11 protein-coding genes are annotated in these 15,649 nt (G+C 42.2%); 4 read left to right on the top strand and 7 right to left on the bottom strand.

Translation table 11 applies throughout. From position 1 onward, the window contains the following. Window positions 1-42: 42 nt before the first annotated feature. Together ACJJIL_RS11745 and ACJJIL_RS11740 are read right to left on the bottom strand one after the other, a co-directional pair. Window positions 43-939, bottom strand: coding sequence for a fatty acid desaturase family protein (locus ACJJIL_RS11745; RefSeq protein ID WP_444912877.1), 897 nt, complete (start codon window positions 937-939; stop codon window positions 43-45). A 23-nt stretch (window positions 940-962) separates the two neighbouring features. Then, entirely contained in the window at window positions 963-1,766 is an 804-nt protein-coding gene (locus ACJJIL_RS11740; protein WP_445359779.1) for a hypothetical protein, read from the bottom strand. A 1,210-nt stretch (window positions 1,767-2,976) separates the two neighbouring features. Here ACJJIL_RS11740 and ACJJIL_RS11735 point away from each other — a divergent pair. From ACJJIL_RS11735 to ACJJIL_RS11725, 3 genes are all read left to right on the top strand, one after another. Continuing rightward, window positions 2,977-3,522, top strand: a complete 546-nt coding sequence (locus tag ACJJIL_RS11735) for a hypothetical protein (protein ID WP_445359778.1) — start codon at window positions 2,977-2,979, stop codon at window positions 3,520-3,522. 392 nt (window positions 3,523-3,914) lie between these two features. Then, window positions 3,915-4,610: a GlcG/HbpS family heme-binding protein gene (locus ACJJIL_RS11730; RefSeq protein ID WP_445359777.1), complete on the top strand. Its 696-nt coding sequence runs from the start codon at window positions 3,915-3,917 to the stop codon at window positions 4,608-4,610. 392 nt (window positions 4,611-5,002) lie between these two features. Then, window positions 5,003-6,037 (top strand): IS481 family transposase, encoded by a 1,035-nt coding sequence (locus tag ACJJIL_RS11725; RefSeq protein ID WP_444905427.1) that lies wholly within the window; start codon window positions 5,003-5,005, stop codon window positions 6,035-6,037. A 181-nt stretch (window positions 6,038-6,218) separates the two neighbouring features. Here ACJJIL_RS11725 and ACJJIL_RS11720 read toward each other — a convergent pair whose 3' ends face one another. The 4 genes from ACJJIL_RS11720 to ACJJIL_RS11705 form a co-directional block, all read right to left on the bottom strand. Next, complete coding sequence (locus ACJJIL_RS11720) at window positions 6,219-8,462, bottom strand: xanthine dehydrogenase family protein molybdopterin-binding subunit (protein WP_445359776.1); 2,244 nt, start codon at window positions 8,460-8,462, stop codon at window positions 6,219-6,221. A 2-nt stretch (window positions 8,463-8,464) separates the two neighbouring features. After that, window positions 8,465-8,923 carry a (2Fe-2S)-binding protein gene (locus ACJJIL_RS11715; RefSeq protein ID WP_444912884.1) on the bottom strand — a complete coding sequence of 153 codons (459 nt, stop codon included), beginning with the start codon at window positions 8,921-8,923 and terminating at the stop codon, window positions 8,465-8,467. 158 nt (window positions 8,924-9,081) lie between these two features. Further along, window positions 9,082-9,768 carry a nucleotidyltransferase family protein gene (locus tag ACJJIL_RS11710; RefSeq protein ID WP_413665547.1) on the bottom strand — a complete coding sequence of 229 codons (687 nt, stop codon included), beginning with the start codon at window positions 9,766-9,768 and terminating at the stop codon, window positions 9,082-9,084. Continuing rightward, complete coding sequence (locus ACJJIL_RS11705; protein WP_445359775.1) at window positions 9,765-10,796, bottom strand: XdhC family protein; 1,032 nt, start codon at window positions 10,794-10,796, stop codon at window positions 9,765-9,767. The genes ACJJIL_RS11710 and ACJJIL_RS11705 overlap by 4 nt, the downstream gene beginning before the upstream one ends. Window positions 10,797-11,664: 868 nt before the next feature. Here ACJJIL_RS11705 and ACJJIL_RS11700 point away from each other — a divergent pair. Further along, window positions 11,665-13,950 (top strand): N-acyl-D-amino-acid deacylase family protein, encoded by a 2,286-nt coding sequence (locus ACJJIL_RS11700; RefSeq protein ID WP_445359774.1) that lies wholly within the window; start codon window positions 11,665-11,667, stop codon window positions 13,948-13,950. A 417-nt stretch (window positions 13,951-14,367) separates the two neighbouring features. Here ACJJIL_RS11700 and ACJJIL_RS11695 read toward each other — a convergent pair whose 3' ends face one another. Next, window positions 14,368-15,420 carry a DMT family transporter gene (locus ACJJIL_RS11695; protein ID WP_413665550.1) on the bottom strand — a complete coding sequence of 351 codons (1,053 nt, stop codon included), beginning with the start codon at window positions 15,418-15,420 and terminating at the stop codon, window positions 14,368-14,370. Between the last annotated feature and the right edge of the window lie 229 nt (window positions 15,421-15,649).

Raw genomic sequence — 15,649 nt, 5'->3', positions numbered from 1 at the left:
TTATCTTAAGCTGTTTTGCCGCGAAGTATTCAGTTCCAGTTGCTATCTTAACACCTGCCTTAACACGCCAAGGTAGTTATCAGCCAGCTCTACATCATCATAGTACCCGCGGGCCTTAAGAAACTTATGGAGTGCCCTTAAGTTATAGGTGGGCACACCCATAAAAGCGTGATGCTCACAATGGTAGCTTAATCCATCGGTGGGGCTGACAAAGAGTAATCCTAAAATTCCCCTTGGAACCGATCGTGTATTATATTTTGGTTCCAGATGATAGAGATCTTTTACCCCGGCATGCTCAGCGATTTGACGCATTCGAATGATGGCCATATAGACTGTAAAGTAGGCTATCACCCATAGGATATACAACTGCGGAAAGCCAGAGGCCCACAACGCCGCAAACATGATACCGTTAACAAACAGGCCCCGTGTCAACTGATAATTAACTCTCTTATTTCTGCTCAACAAATCTCGACCGCTTAAAAAAAGATATAGGTTTGCCTTTAAACCAGTGATTCCCAAAAAATCTCTAATGAATTTTCTCGCTAGACTCCTTTTACTTACAGGATAGTCTTTATAGTTCTTCAGATCCGGATCTTTATCTGTGCCAGCATTTCGATGATGTTTAAGATGGCTCTTAATATAGGTATCACCATCCATCAATAAAAATGGTGAAGATAACCACTTGGCAACGAATTTATTATAGGCCCGGGTTGCGAAAAGCGTTTTATGACTGGCTTCATGCATGATTGCAGCTAAGGCCTGTTGACGCCCAGCAAGCAAGAATACTGCTGCAATATATACGTACCAATACGGTAATAGTGCTGCAATAACAAAAATACTAACGATGCCAATCCAAGCGCTTGCTACTATCCACCAAGCTCTGGCATCACTACGCTGCAGAAAAGGCTTTAGTTCTTCTTTGCTAATTGGGATATTCATTGAGGAGTACCTTGTTGTGATTATTAGTCAACACCTAACTTCTTCAACTGTTCCAGCCAAATGTTACGGCCAACATGATCGTACTTACGCACGATATTCTTCAATTCTTGGTACTTCTCTTGCGGTCTTATTATCTTTGGGAGTAGAGGATCAATCGCTAGGCGATGAATGGCCTCACCACCCAACCGGCATGTTTCTGATAATGTTGTATAAATAGGTTTATTTGACAGAGTCTTAAGGCTTTTCTCAAGGGACCGTACGAGATCGTCATATTCGCTATCAAGCCTTTCGATATCCCATAGCTGGTGAGCCCATTGAGAGACTAATGAATCCGGAACTTCATGCAACACAAAACAGTTCGCTCCTACCTCAAGTCCAAGAGTATCTAATGAAGCGATTATTTCAGAATGGGCGAGTTTTAGATTGTTGGGTCGTACCCACAGGTGGTCGAGGCCTACGGAAAAACCATACCATTGGAGAACCGATAATGACTTTCTACGAACCGTACGTGATATTCCTTTAGGTAAGTGACAAGTAAGCCAACTAGCGTCCCAAGTTTCATAATGAAAAGTATCATGTTGCCAGCGGTTGATAAAAGCGCGTTTGGCGATCGCTTTTTCTGTTAAACGGTACACCCCCCGCCCATCATGGCTGACCAATTCGGTACTTACCAATCTATTTAATGTTACTCGTAGACTATTGATAGAAATGTCAAATGCATCAGATATAAAGCTGAGCTGACTGGTTCCAAGCTCGTGTCGCTTGTTTACGCCCATTAGGTCCAGTAGGACATTTTTGGGGGTAGGCTCATACGTAAACTGATACATAATGATATTTCTGACAATAATCCTGATATTTGTTCTATGTGATATTACAGAGTAGAGCACAACTTGCAAGACATTGTAATCTTTGGGTTAAACAAATAGACGCTTAAATCCACGGTAATGCCATCTACTGCTATCCGATATCCTTATCATCGTGAGAGAAATCTATTGGGGAGGATTACATTCAAGTGCTTGATTAGCTCTCTGTGCGAGGATGAGATGATAATTTCAAGCTTTGTTGCTAAGGCAGTTAAAGTTGTAGATGTTAATAGCTAACACGGGTGTAACTTGTACCAATTATGTGTTCTAGAAATTCTAACAGAAGCAATTTTGTGTATTACTTTAACAATATCCTTAAAGCAACTGCCTAAGAATAGGTGCTTTTTAGCACTATCTAGCAGTTTAATAGTTGCTGTTGATATAATGATCGATAGTGGAATCCCATAATAATAAGGGAATGCTATGTATACCTCTAGATTGTCTTTTCGTTAGATTGATAACTGTTCTTTTGTGTGGGTCGGGAAGGGACTGGATATGTCAATTGCTATATGCCACTAAAAGGTATTTCTATAGTTCGGCATCCTTTAATCTAGGGGGAAATATATGGTTGCTTGACTTGTTAACAATTTTTTGTATTTGGGTAACATTTGTTTGTGCAGTTTAGGTTAAAATGCTTGGAAGTCTTATAAAAAGTGGTGGTAGAACATGAGTGAAATATCAAAGTTCGGAGTCGTAATATATGCAAGAGATATACAGGGTCTCTCCGAGTTCTATCTAAAAATGTTTGATTTTCACGTACTACATAAAACAGATAAGTTAATTAGTATAGGTAAAGACGGATTTAATATTGTTGTACATGACTCGCCCATAGAGCTCCCTGAGCGAAATTTCAACACAATTAAACTATTTGTCATGGTGGAATGTCTTTAAGATGCAAAGAATAAGGCTGAGGCACTTGGGGGCAGGGCTATGGAAGGTGAGTGGTCAAATCCAATTTTCAAGGTTTGTAACGTAGCTGATCCTGAGGGGAATCACATTCAGCTTAGGCAAGCTAAATCTTAGTAATAGAGTCAGTTTTTATCTATATTGGTGAAGCATGACCTTCATTGATACTGCTTGGTGGCGAGTATATGTTTCTTTACAGTTTTGTATTTAAAGTTTTATTTCCAAAGTAACTCTTCAATGTGGTGCGTAATAGTGAGTTGGAGGATAGGTGGATTTAATATTAAAAGATTTAATTTCTTTATCATGTAAGGCTCTGCAGGAGGAGGATCAGTATCTTCAGGAGTCACTTTCCAATAATGCTTGCTACTCGTGTGACCAAGCCGGGATTCTAAAAATAAACAATGAGAGATATTATCAGTTCATCATTGCCAGGTACCTTTTTAGATACTTCGCTAGAAGGATTCAGGTCGAGTATGACTTAATTGATCTTGTTGTTTTCCGGGAAGATGTGCCATCAGAAATAGACGTGGTGGTGGAAATGAAGAGGTGGATGAGCTCAACAGGCAGTCCTGAAATACCTAAAATTAGAAGTGACTTTGATAAGTTAAGCAAGTGTAGTCCGGCAAAAGGACTGGCTCTAATAATGTCTTCTAATCCAAAGGGCGTATCAATTAAAGATAATATACAGTATCTTTCTGATGAGCTAGATAGAAATTTAGATTCAGACCTATGGGTATATGAGTCGTTCGATACAATAGGTATAAATGGTGAAGAAAATGTATTTTGGGTGGCCGGTTATAATCCTGCTTATTGATAAAAGTAAGTTGTAAAAAGACATGATTATTTTCTGTAATTTACTATTTGAGTAATTCTTCTAGCTTAAAATCGTTTATTGTGTATATAGACTTTTTTATTTTAGATGGTGTTTATTTGGTGGTCGTCAATCATTCGTGTAGTTAAGTTGAATTTAGATGGTTCGTAACCAGTTGGTTGGAGATTAATATGATCTATCCTTCTTGTTGGTTGTAAACTAGTCATAACTCTCAATAGAGGCAGTCTTCAATCAGGTGGGCGAGAAAATAATTTTCAAACTTGCTGGCAGAGTATAGGTTGGCTCTACTGACCTTTAGTAGTTGAAGCACACTTAATGCAATAAGCTACTATGATTGGATGCTAATTACTTGAGCGAGAAAAGGAGAAGTTGGTATGGACGCTGCTTCAGTTAAATTCCCAACGCATTCTGAGCTTCAGAAAGTGCTTAAAGATATTGTAAGCGAAAAAAATGGTGGATTTAACTTAAACATGTGGGCAACTATCGTTGACAGGGATGGTGTCGTTAAATTAGTTGCCTTTTCAGGCAAGGATCGAGGTGATCAATGGCCTGGGAGTAGAGTTATTTCAGCGCAAAAGGCAAACACGGCGAATGCTTTCAGTCTTCCCGACCTATCACTATCAACGGCCAACCTTTTTTCGGCTGTACAGCCTGGTGGTAGTTTATATGGCTTACAGCATAGCAATCCAGTTGATACAAATGTCGCTTATGGTGGTTCATCAAGTCAAATTGGCACAGAAGATGACCCGATGGTAGGTAAAAAGATTGGAGGAATTAATGTATTTGGTGGCGGTTTAGCTCTGTATAATAAGGATGGAAAGCTTATCGGCGCTCTAGGGGTTAGCGGTGATAGTTCATGTGCAGATCATAATATCGCATGGAAATTGCGCCACAACCTCCAGCTAGATTATGTGCCTTCAGGAGTTAGCCCCAATAAGGATGACAATATTGTCTATGATATTGTTGATGACGTTAGTGCCAGTGGTTGGGGACATCCTGCATGTTCTCCTGAATCAGTTGATATAGCCACAAGCTTCTCCAAAATTTATTCGGTTAGAACAAAAAAGTAATTTAGTTTCCAGTAAGAGCAGTATTCAACACTATACCAATAATGATAATGGCAAGCCGAACGAGTTTTTTGTAGATCTGTCCTTATTTGATGTTGCCCAACAAGGTAAAGGCTATGGCCCAAAAACTATGAGACTTCTGTGTGAGGAAGTTGGAAAAGTAAAAATTTTTAACCCTGTATCCCGTTGCTACATAGCAATCCATGCTTTTATTAAGAAACTTTTGAGCGATTTAATTTTTAAGTTGTAGATCGAGACGAGTTTGATGAGTCAATAATGGAATTGCATTATGTGTATTAGTTCAGACCAAATCTGACACATCCTCTTGAAAAAGAGGGGTTTACCGGTTTTGATGAAGGTGCCTAAACCTAAAAGCAAAACCAAGGATAAACCCCATGATCCATACTAATGATCGCATCATCAAACACAAGACCGGATTGCTAAATCTGGCAGAAGAACTCGGCAATATCTCCAAAGCTTGCAAGATGCTGGGTGTGTCGAGAGACACTTTCTATCGCTATAAGGAAGCCGTTTCAAGTGGCGGTGTGGACGCCCTTCTTGAGAAGAACCGGCGTGTGCCCAACCACAAGAACCGTGTTGACACAGTCATTGAAGAGGCAGTGTTAACTTATGCCCTCCAAGAGCCTGCCCATGGGCAGGTTCGAGTTTCCAATGAACTGCGTAAACGCGGTGTATTTGTGTCCCCTAGTGGCGTTCGGAGTATCTGGTTACGGCATGACCTGGCTAACTTCAAATTGCGATTAAAGGCACTTGAGGCCAAGGTCGCTGAGGAGGGACTGATCCTCACAGAGTCACAGGTTCAGGCTTTGGAGAGAAAACGGCATGATGATGAAGCCTGCGGTGAAATTGATACTCAACACCCAGGTTATCTGGGCTCGCAGGATACCTTCTATGTAGGAACCTTTAAGGGCGTCGGACGTGTTTACCAACAAACCTATGTCGATACCTATGCAAAGGTGGCTCATTGCAAGCTGTACACCACCAAAACGCCAATCACTGCGGCGGACCTCCTGAATGACCGTGTGCTACCGTTTTATGCCTTACATGATCTACCAGTGCTGCGTATCCTAACTGATCGCGGTACGGAGTATTGTGGCAAATTGGAACAGCACGACTACCAGTTATATCTAAGTGTGAACGAAATAGAACACACTAAGACAAAAGCCAGACATCCACAAACTAATGGAATCTGTGAGCGCTTCCATAAGACCATTTTACAAGAGTTCTACCAACCCTCATTACGCCGCAAGATCTATGGATCAATAGAAGAGTTACAAACGGATCTGGACGAGTGGCTCACATATTACAATAATGAGAGAACTCATCAGGGTAAGAAGTGTTGCGGTCGAACACCGTTAGCAACTCTTGAAGATGGAAAAAGCATCTGGAAGGAAAAGCTCGTAAACTGAATTTGACCTGACAGAGCATCTCCTGAGAAACCGGTAACTGTCAGATCAAGTCTGAACTACTACACATTATGTTCAGTCAGTTCTGTGGGTCTTTGTCTACGCTGTTTTCTTTTATATATCCCCCTTCACGAAGAACGAGTAGGGGGATATAAAGCTCTACCTTTGCAATTGTGATCATAACTTAAACATTAAGTTTTTTATTTACTGGCAGATTGCGAATTCTGGTTCCTGTTGCTGCAAATATCGCGTTGGTCAATGCAGGGGCTACGGGTGGCACACCAGGCTCACCAACGCCTGCTGGAGCAGAATTGGCACTCACTACCGTTACCGAAATATCAGGGCACTGCCCCATACGAAGTACAGGGTAATCATGGAAGTTGGACTGCTTAACCTTCCCATCTTCAAAGGCTACCTCTCCCATCATCGCCAAGCTTAAGCCAAAAATCACCGCGCCTTCGGTTTGTGAGACAACTCTATCAGGGTTAACAACAAGTCCAGCATCAATAGCTGCAATTGCTTGCAGTACCTTAAGGTTTGTGTTTTTCACCTCCACCAGAATCGCTATAGCTACATAGCTATTAAAGCTTCGATGAACGGCAAAGCCCCAGCCGTGATTTGACTGGATAGGTGCAAATTCAGCCATATTCCTTTCAACAATATCAATCACTTGATGGTAGCGACCAATATCGACTGGGTGACGTGATAGATCCTCTCCGTAGTTTCCGTATTTGAACTGTTGACCGGAAAAGTCGATATGCCTAGGTTGGCCCAACATTTCTTTCCACATCTTTGGGCATGATACTTTGGCATTGTGTGCCAGTTCATCCACGAAACTACCAATACCAAAGGCGTGCTGAATATTACTCACTGAGCGCATCCAGCCGATACGGGTATGCGCCAATGCTTTAACCGCTTCACAACGATGACTTGGCACAGTAAATGGAATGTCGACAAAGCCAAGGTCCAGTTCTCCAGCTGAGGGGTACTCCACATTCTCGGCAAAGGTAGTGCTAATAGATGGAAAGGCGGTACGTTGTAGTATTGCCGTTGGCATTTGATCGCTATCAAGTTTTGCTTGATAAAATTGGGCACTAATTGCGTGCATGTAGCCGTTTTGGATATCGTCCTCGCGGCTCCAGCTAACTTTAACCGGCCGTCCAAGCTTTTTAGACAATAGTGCCGCTTCCACACTAAAGTCAGGCTTTGACTTCCTTCCAAAGCCGCCCCCTAATAGCGTGACGTTAACTTTCACTTGCTCGTCATTGAGCCCGAGGTTTGCTGCTACATTTTGCTGCGTACTTTGCGGTGTTTGTGTTGATGCCCAGATTTCACAGCCATTTGGTGTAACTGAAGCTACAGCAGCAGGAGCTTCCATCGGTGCGTGGGCCAAATAGGGCACTGTGTATATGGCTTGCTGGGTAGAGTCCTCCGGCCAATCGGTGTTTTCAACTCCTTGTTGGCGAACTAATTTACCAGGCTCCTTGACCGCCTGAATTAACGACTCCATGAAACTTGTGCTGCTGTGGCTATCATTCTTACTGGCAGTCCAAGTTATTTCTAATGCTTTACGCCCTTGCAAGGCACTCCAGGTGTTAGTAGCAATAACTGCTACACCACCTAAAACTTGAAACTTAGGTGGTCCTTCGGGCACAGGTAATTGAATTACATCCACAACCCCGGGAACCTTGCGAGCCAGGGTATCATCTAAACTTTCTACATCACTACCGAGAACCGGCGGCCTGCTTATACTGGCATATAGCATGCCATCTATTTGAATGTCGTAGCCATATCTAGCTCTTCCGGATAGCATATTATCCATGTCGACAATCTTGTGAGATTTGCCGATATGTTTAAAGTCCTTGTTTTCCTTCAGTTTCACGTGGTTCAATTCTGGTATGGGCAGTTTCGCAGCAGAAACTGCTAGCTCTCCATAACTAAAGCTTCTGCCCGACTTTACGTGCACGACTTTATGATTCCTGGCTTCCACTTCTCCGACAGGCACTTGCCATGAGTCTGCTGCAGCTTGTTCCAGCATGGTCCGAGCTATTGCCCCCATTTGTCGCATTTTGTCATAATGCTTACGAATACTGCGTGACCCATCGGTATTCTGGCTTCCATAGCGCTTATCGGCTAACCCTTGAATCACAACGACATGTTGCCAATCAGCCTCAAGCTCATCAGCGAGTATCTGAGGTATCCCGGTTCTAATACCTTGGCCCATCTCTGAACGATGACAGGTAAGATAGACTTTATTGTCTTCGCCAACAGCAACAAACAGGTTTAACCTCGGCTCCTTTCCTTGTGCTATGGCCATCGGACTCCAGCTTATCCCACTTGCACCTAAAGCTAAGCCCCCGCCAGTTGCTCCAAATAGTTTAAGTACATCCCGGCGGCTGAAATTTTTTACGGCTGTAAAGCTACTCATTATTAAGTTCTCTTTTTAGCGGTGTCTTGAATAGCAGCTCGAATTCGTGTGTAGGTACCACAACGGCAAATATTTCCAGCCATGGCAGAGTTAATCTCTTCATCACTTGGTGATGGGTTTTGGGTCAATAGCGCGGCAGCAGTCATAAGCTGGCCAGACTGACAATAGCCACATTGTGGAACGTTATTGTCGCTCCATGCTTGCTTCAATTCAGCAAATTGCAGCCCCTCGATGGTAGTTACTTTCTTGCCTTTGGCTTGCGAAACCGTCGTTAAACATGCTCGCGTCGGCGTTCCGTCCAAGTGGATTGTGCAAGCTCCACACAATCCAGCACCGCAACCATATTTAGTGCCTGTTAATCCAAGCAAATCTCTGATTGCCCACAAAAGTGGCATCTCTGGTGCAACATCTAGTGCGTAACTTTCGTCGTTGATGGTTAAGGTTAACTTCTTATCTGACATTACCCGCTCCTTGATAATCCCGCTAGTAATTGCGTATCGGTGGCGAAATCGCTTCTTTTCGTTAACTGGTTCTGACTTGGAAATCTGACTATCGCAGAGCTAGTTTTACGGAAGTACTTATGTAAATTGATACTCTCACTAAAAACTGAAAATAAGCCCTAACTGATATTTTCCACAATCATTTGTTGCCATTTTTCTATATCAGCTCTACGATCTATATCTACGGCGACACCCTCGATCTCAACAATTGATAAAGCATCAAGATTAGATTTCTTTTTCAATAAGTGCTTTGCGCCCGTATCGCCTGTGAGAGATGCGAGATCAGTAAAATCTGAGGAGTTAAATACTGCAGGTACGCCAAAACTATTTTGATATTGGGCGCAGCAAGTTTGCCCATATGACTGCCACACAGTAATTAATTTTTGATAATCATCCAAAGTTACGCCTATGTGATCAGCCAAGGCAATTAGCAAACCATCTACCTTAAGGGCCTCGGCTTCGATAACTGCTTCTTTAATAGAGCTTGCAATACCACTTTGCCAGTTAGTGTTAAATCGTCGGTTCACATCGGAAGACAACAAATTAGCCAGCTTCTCTTGATGCGCTCCCAGAACTACCAATAACTCTACTTTTAGCCCGGTTGATGTTTTTGTGTTTAGGCTGGTTAGTTTATCAAGCGTTTGCAACAGCAGAGGCTGACTCTTAATCTTCCCATTTGAGTCAATCACATCTACTGTTGCTTGTAATTTTATACCATTAAATCTACGACTTTCTCCGGCAGCGAGCAATGCTACCAGTATCCGTTTTGAAGGTTGTCTAGCTGTCTCCCGGATAAATTTATTCACGTTGCGACCTTGTCTAGGGGTAACAATCTAGCTTGATGCAATACTCCGTGACATTGAGCCAGGATGCTCAAAGCAATGGACTCAGGTAGCTCACCACCTAATGCTAAACCTGCCGGTGCGGAAAAGACACCATAGAAATCACTTACTTTTATCCCCGCTCTATCAAGAACTTTATCACGTCTATGTGGAGGGCCGAGCAGCGCAACATAGTGTAGCTTCGTCAGGCTTACGGCTTGTAACGCCTTCGCATCCAAGTCCAAGTTGTGGTGCATCACAATCGCCGCATCAAACTGACTCAGCAGCGATGTAGTCAGCTGTGAATAGGGTTTCTTTAGAATACTTGCACCAGGGAAATCGTAATGACGGGCAAAACTTGCGCGTTCATCAATCACCGTAATGTGCCAGCCTAGTTCTTGAGCAATTTTGACTACTGGCTGAGCATCTAACCCGCCGCCAAAAACAGCAATATGAAAGCGGGGTAGGCAGGGAATAATTAATCTCGGATGCAGAGCATCTGTTTTTCCATTTTGTAGTGATAGGGTAGCTTTGGTAGTGCTATCAATCTGGTAGCCCATTGCTTCTGGGGCAATAACTCTCGCAACAAGATCTCTTGAATTGGTATTTTGAATAGGTAACTCCAGTTCGTAGAAAGCGGAGCTTCCCGAGTTCAAATATTCTAAAAGGCAATGCAACTGAAGATATTGGTTTCTATGCGTGAGGGGAAATAAAATTAGTTCTACAATGCCACCACAGCCTAATTGATAGCTAGCATCCGACTCATCACTGGCATCGTAAATCACTTTAATCGAAGTATCATACTGAATAGCGCGTTGAGCGTATCGTTTTAAATCAGCCTCTAGGCAACCACCACTGACTAGACCAATACTCTTACCTAGTGGGTGAAACAACATAATCGCTCCCGCCTTACGATAAGCTGAGCCCTGAACTTTGGTGATTACGGCTAGTACCCAATCATCCTCAGGCGATGCCTGCCATTCACTTAATAGGGCTTCAATATGGTGCGACATAACTCTGTGCTCGAATACATGAAAAATGACCTACAAACCTACTTGGAACCCAGTAAACTTAAAACACCACAATTTAGCGATACTCCAAGAATATGAATAAAATGCAAGGTCGTTCCCAGAAAAAGCGGCAGCTGTGCTGCTAAGTGCGATAGTCGGAAATTGATGCGTGCTTTCGTCTAATAATGGGCTGCTTCTATAAGGGTAGAATCTGAGGCGAGGCAGTGGAGTTTTGTCCTAAATGGCTCTTATTGGATTATTTTCTATTTTGACTGCCTCTGAAACAGTGGTACCAGCTCACTAGATTGTTCTGAGTCGAATCAGTAACCTATTTCCTAGTGATACTTTGGGTAAGGAAAGGCTTAGTGCGTAGAGGTTCTTGTAATTGATCTTTGGTAGAAGAGTAAAGCAAGGCAAAAGGGTAATAGATGTAGAATGGAAAATTAGATATTAAGCTGCTAGTGCTGGGAAGCCATTGGCTACATCAATATTTATAAGGTTAACTAAACGTTTGTATTTCAATGCCATGAAAATTTCGAGATCCGTATGAAATTCTATCGATAGCCGGTCTTGTTTAATCGATAAGTAGTGTTTGATTCAAAGATTGTAACAGATAAAGTTAGAGTACGGTGAATTTTAAATCCGTTTAGTTGTGTTTTGTGGTATGCCATATAAAGATAAATTGATAAGGATGGTTATGAATACCAAGTCGATTCTCAATTTTCTCATCGCAGGTGTCATATTATTTGGTGTTTCAATTCTTGCTGAAAATAGCGGTATTCTAAAGCATGGGTATTAAAGGTGTGGAATTATCTATTTCGCCGTATCGTGAAGTTCTTGGTTTGAGTTATGTAGTTGATGGGGAGTAATTGTGAAATTTACACAGAGTTTATTAGTTAAGTATTGCCTTGTTTTATTGTTCTTTTTCTACAGTGCGGTAACTCTGGCACAGAACAATAAAATAGATTATTTGGACATTTTGATTCTTGATGGAAAAGTTATCGATGGTTCAGGTAATCCATGGATAAAGCAAGATGTAGGAGTGGTCGATGACAAGATAGTCTTTGTAGGGAACGCTGATAGTCTTAGGAGTAAGGCTAAATTAACCATTAATGCTGAGGGGTTATATGTTACTCCTGGGTTTATTGACATGCATAGCCATGCAGATCTCAATGACCCGCAGGGTAAAAAAATGTTACCCCAGATCTTTCAGGGCGTGACGTCGGTAATTATTGGTGTAGATGGCTTTGGGAAAAATGATGTTCTAGAGCAATATAAAGTCGCTGAGGAGGGAGGTGAAAGGCTCAGTGATACCGGCGTCAATATAGGAACCTATGTGGGTTTCAATCAGGCTCGCTTGAACGTTATGGGGATGAATGATAGACCTGCCAGCAATGAAGAGCGTTCAAAGACGACGCAGTATCTTGAAAGTGGTATGCAGCAAGGTGCTTTTGGGGTCTCAACGGGTCTTTTTTACCGACCGGCTTCTTATGCCTCAACAAAAGAAGTGATTGAATCCCTGTCATTCTTAAATAAGTATAAAGCTATTTATGATACCCATGATAGGGATTTGGGAGCAGTTCTAAACGGTATAGGATACGATGCTTCTGTTGCTGAAGCTATCAAAATTGGTTCTGCAATAGATGCGAGAATTATCTTTAGCCATTTTACTCCGCAGGATAAGCATAACGACGGACGAGCTAACGTAGGGATAGATTTGATCAATAATGCTAGGGCGGATGGTGCTCAGGTATTTGCTGCACAACATCCATATACTGCAACGCAGAGTTCATTGTTGGCTTATACTATTCCAGACTGGGCCTTAGCTGGAGGAATGACATCTTTACTTGAACGGTTACAAAGTAAAAATCTCCTAAATCGTTTACATTCAGAACATAGGCAGATGCTTGACATTCGTGGTGGTCCGGAAAAATTATTATTTACTGATAATAATAAAGACCTCAATGACAAAACGTTAGCACAAGTATCCAAGGAATTAAATCTATCAACTTTAGATACTGTACTTCATATTGCTAAGGAGCAAAGAGATGCTTCTGTGATGAATCTTGAATTATATGATATGGACAATATTCGCTTATTAGCAACACAGGAATGGATGATGACGAGCTCGGATGGAGGCTCACACGCTGTGCCAGGCCAGCGTGCACATCCTAGGACATTTGGAGCGTTTGCTAAGAAGATAAGGCAGTTTGTTGTTGATGAATCTCTGATTTCTTTACCATTCTTGATTAGGGGGATGACAGCATTGCCCGCGAGTTTCTTAGGCATTCAGGATCGGGGGCGATTGGCTCCTGGATATTATGCCGATATTGCTATCTTTGATTTGGATCAGGTCAATGATCGAGCAACCTACGAAGATCCGCAGCAGCTCGCAGAAGGGTTTATTCATGTATTAGTTAATGGCGAGTTGGCCTTGTACCACGGTGAGATAAAGGGTACAGATTTAGGACAGGTTTTACTTAGGCACCAGCCGCTAGTGAATGAAATGCCAACTGCACTACAAGTTAAAGAAAATCTCTTAGGTGCTTTTGGAGGGAAGGATTTATTACATAAGATTGAATCTTTAACGTCTACAATAGAGTTATCTTCAGAAAGCAAGCCGTCGCGCACAAAAATTCAATATTTAAATTTTTTAAATGAATCCATCGCTGAATATTCAGGTCGTGAAAATGTAATTCACTTTGGAGTAGAAGGTCAATACGAACTATATCAAGGTGGCAATTCAATTGACCCTGAGTCAGCTGCCTATATTAGCTTAAATAAGAAGGATAATTTGCTTCAAGGATTATGGCTTAATTTCCTTTATTTTCTACGTGACCCATCGATGGAAGTGCAGGGTCCATTTGATGTGCCTGAGCACAGAAGTGAAAGCTGGTGGAAGCTCGTCTCAGGGGGAAGGATTACCCCTTTACTTGGTATAGACCCTGATACTGGGTATATTAGAAAGGTACTTTATAAAAATGGTGTTTATGTTGAGGAGTTTGATTATAGAAGGATTGAGCCAGGCGTCGTTTGGCCACATCAATTTAAAGTAATAAATAATGGTAAAGTTAGCCTGAGCGGTCGATACAGCACTTTAAAGGTTAATTCAGGTTCAGGGTTTGTGGAATTACCATCTTGGTTCCCTGAGAATTAGTTTACTAGGAAAACACATTGCTTCTCGCCTATGAATAGATAGTTGGCTACGGTTGACCCGAGGGTGAGCCTTGCTTGTATTAATTCGGATTTTGATTGGCAGTGTGTTTTCCACAACAGTGGTAATTGGAAGGTCAGGATTGAATTGGTATATGTGAGTATTTATCGTCTTAAATTATAGTTTGGGCTTTTGCCTTATAGTCAGAATTGGCTAATTTAGAAGTCCAACCTTAGGTAAGTCAGCCTCCTTGTATGAGAAATTATTCACCAATATTTATTAGCTATAGCTCCATGCGAACAGAGATTTCTCTCAATAAAGGCGATAGCTTTGAGCTTTCGCAAAGTCCACTACCTAGCCATGCAAAGCCTACATCGTCACCTATGTCTTCACTTTAGTATCTGTTTCATCTACTAAGCTCTATACCCCTTTAAAAGAGCATGGCTTTTCATACTTCATTTCGATGGCTTTTTGCTCGCGATATTGGCCGAGTAATGAGATACCTATTCCGGACATAATAATGATACCCCCAATGATTTGAGCGAAGTTGGGAACCTCTTGCAGGATAAGAAATGCGAAGAAAGTACCGGCTACGGGGGTAATGGCTGTCGCGATAGAGATATCAGCAGAGCTCGCCCCTCCTTGGAGTCCTTTAAACCAGGTGATCTGCCCAAAGACAATAATGATTGCTCCGTATACAAGCATCCATACCCAGAGGAAAGGAGAGAAAAGGTCGTCAAAGTGGTGGGGGCCAAATACAGAGAGGACAATAATCGAAAACAGTATCACCCCTGCAAGCATACGAAAAACTGAGAACACGCCAATAGGGACGCGATCCAGCAGTTTCCGGCTTGCCTGAACTGCAATGACCCCTAAGAGTGTGGCTAAAGCGGTTAAAATTTCTCCAGCTTTGGGGAGGTCTTGAAGAAATTGGTTCATGGCTGGATTTCCAAGATTAAGCATTTTCATACTCATTGGATCGTCCATCGGGGGTTGGTGTAGGGCAAAAATTGCAATAACACCAACCGTTACCACAAGGGCGCCCACTATTGAGAACACGGTAGGCCTCTCCCGGAACATCAGATAAGCGAACAAAAGCCCCAAGGGAGCATCTAGAGTTGCAATTAAAACGACATTGGTCACTTCTGTGAGCATCAGAGCAATAAAGAAGAAAGCGGGGGCAAGAACTCCAGACATCAAAATAAGCACGAACATGTAAAACCAGTCTTTGAAAGGATACTGCTTTAAGATGCTGAGGCGCCAATCTTTTCTATAGATAATTAAAAGGGTGATACCCGCCAAGAGATTTCCAGCGAACAAGAGGTTGCAAAAAGAGATAGGGTTGTTTCCATTAATGGGGTGGCTGGCACCTAGCTCCCCAATTTTCGCAACGACCGCGTTGGAGGCAGCAAAAATAAGAATCGAAATCCATAACCAAAATCGAGTACTTTTTACGGAGGGCTGATTTTCCATCTCATATCCCTTGAGCGCTATGGTAAGCCTTAATGAGTTTACCTCACCCAAAGCAAATTGCGCCTTTACTATCTGGTTGTTAAGGGGAGCTAACTCTGATCTGGGTTAGTTTAGACCAAATCCAATAGTTGTCGGGAAAAGAGAATTTTATTGAACATAACGATATTGGAGTTTTTTATCTAGAGTGGGGACGTTGGTAGGTATTATCTTTGTTTTAGCAACTTACTGG

This window comes from Microbulbifer maximicatervae (SeqCode) (assembly GCF_052468095.1).
The sequence above is the reverse complement of the archived record's forward strand: the minus strand, read 5'-3'. Positions and strand labels throughout refer to the sequence as shown.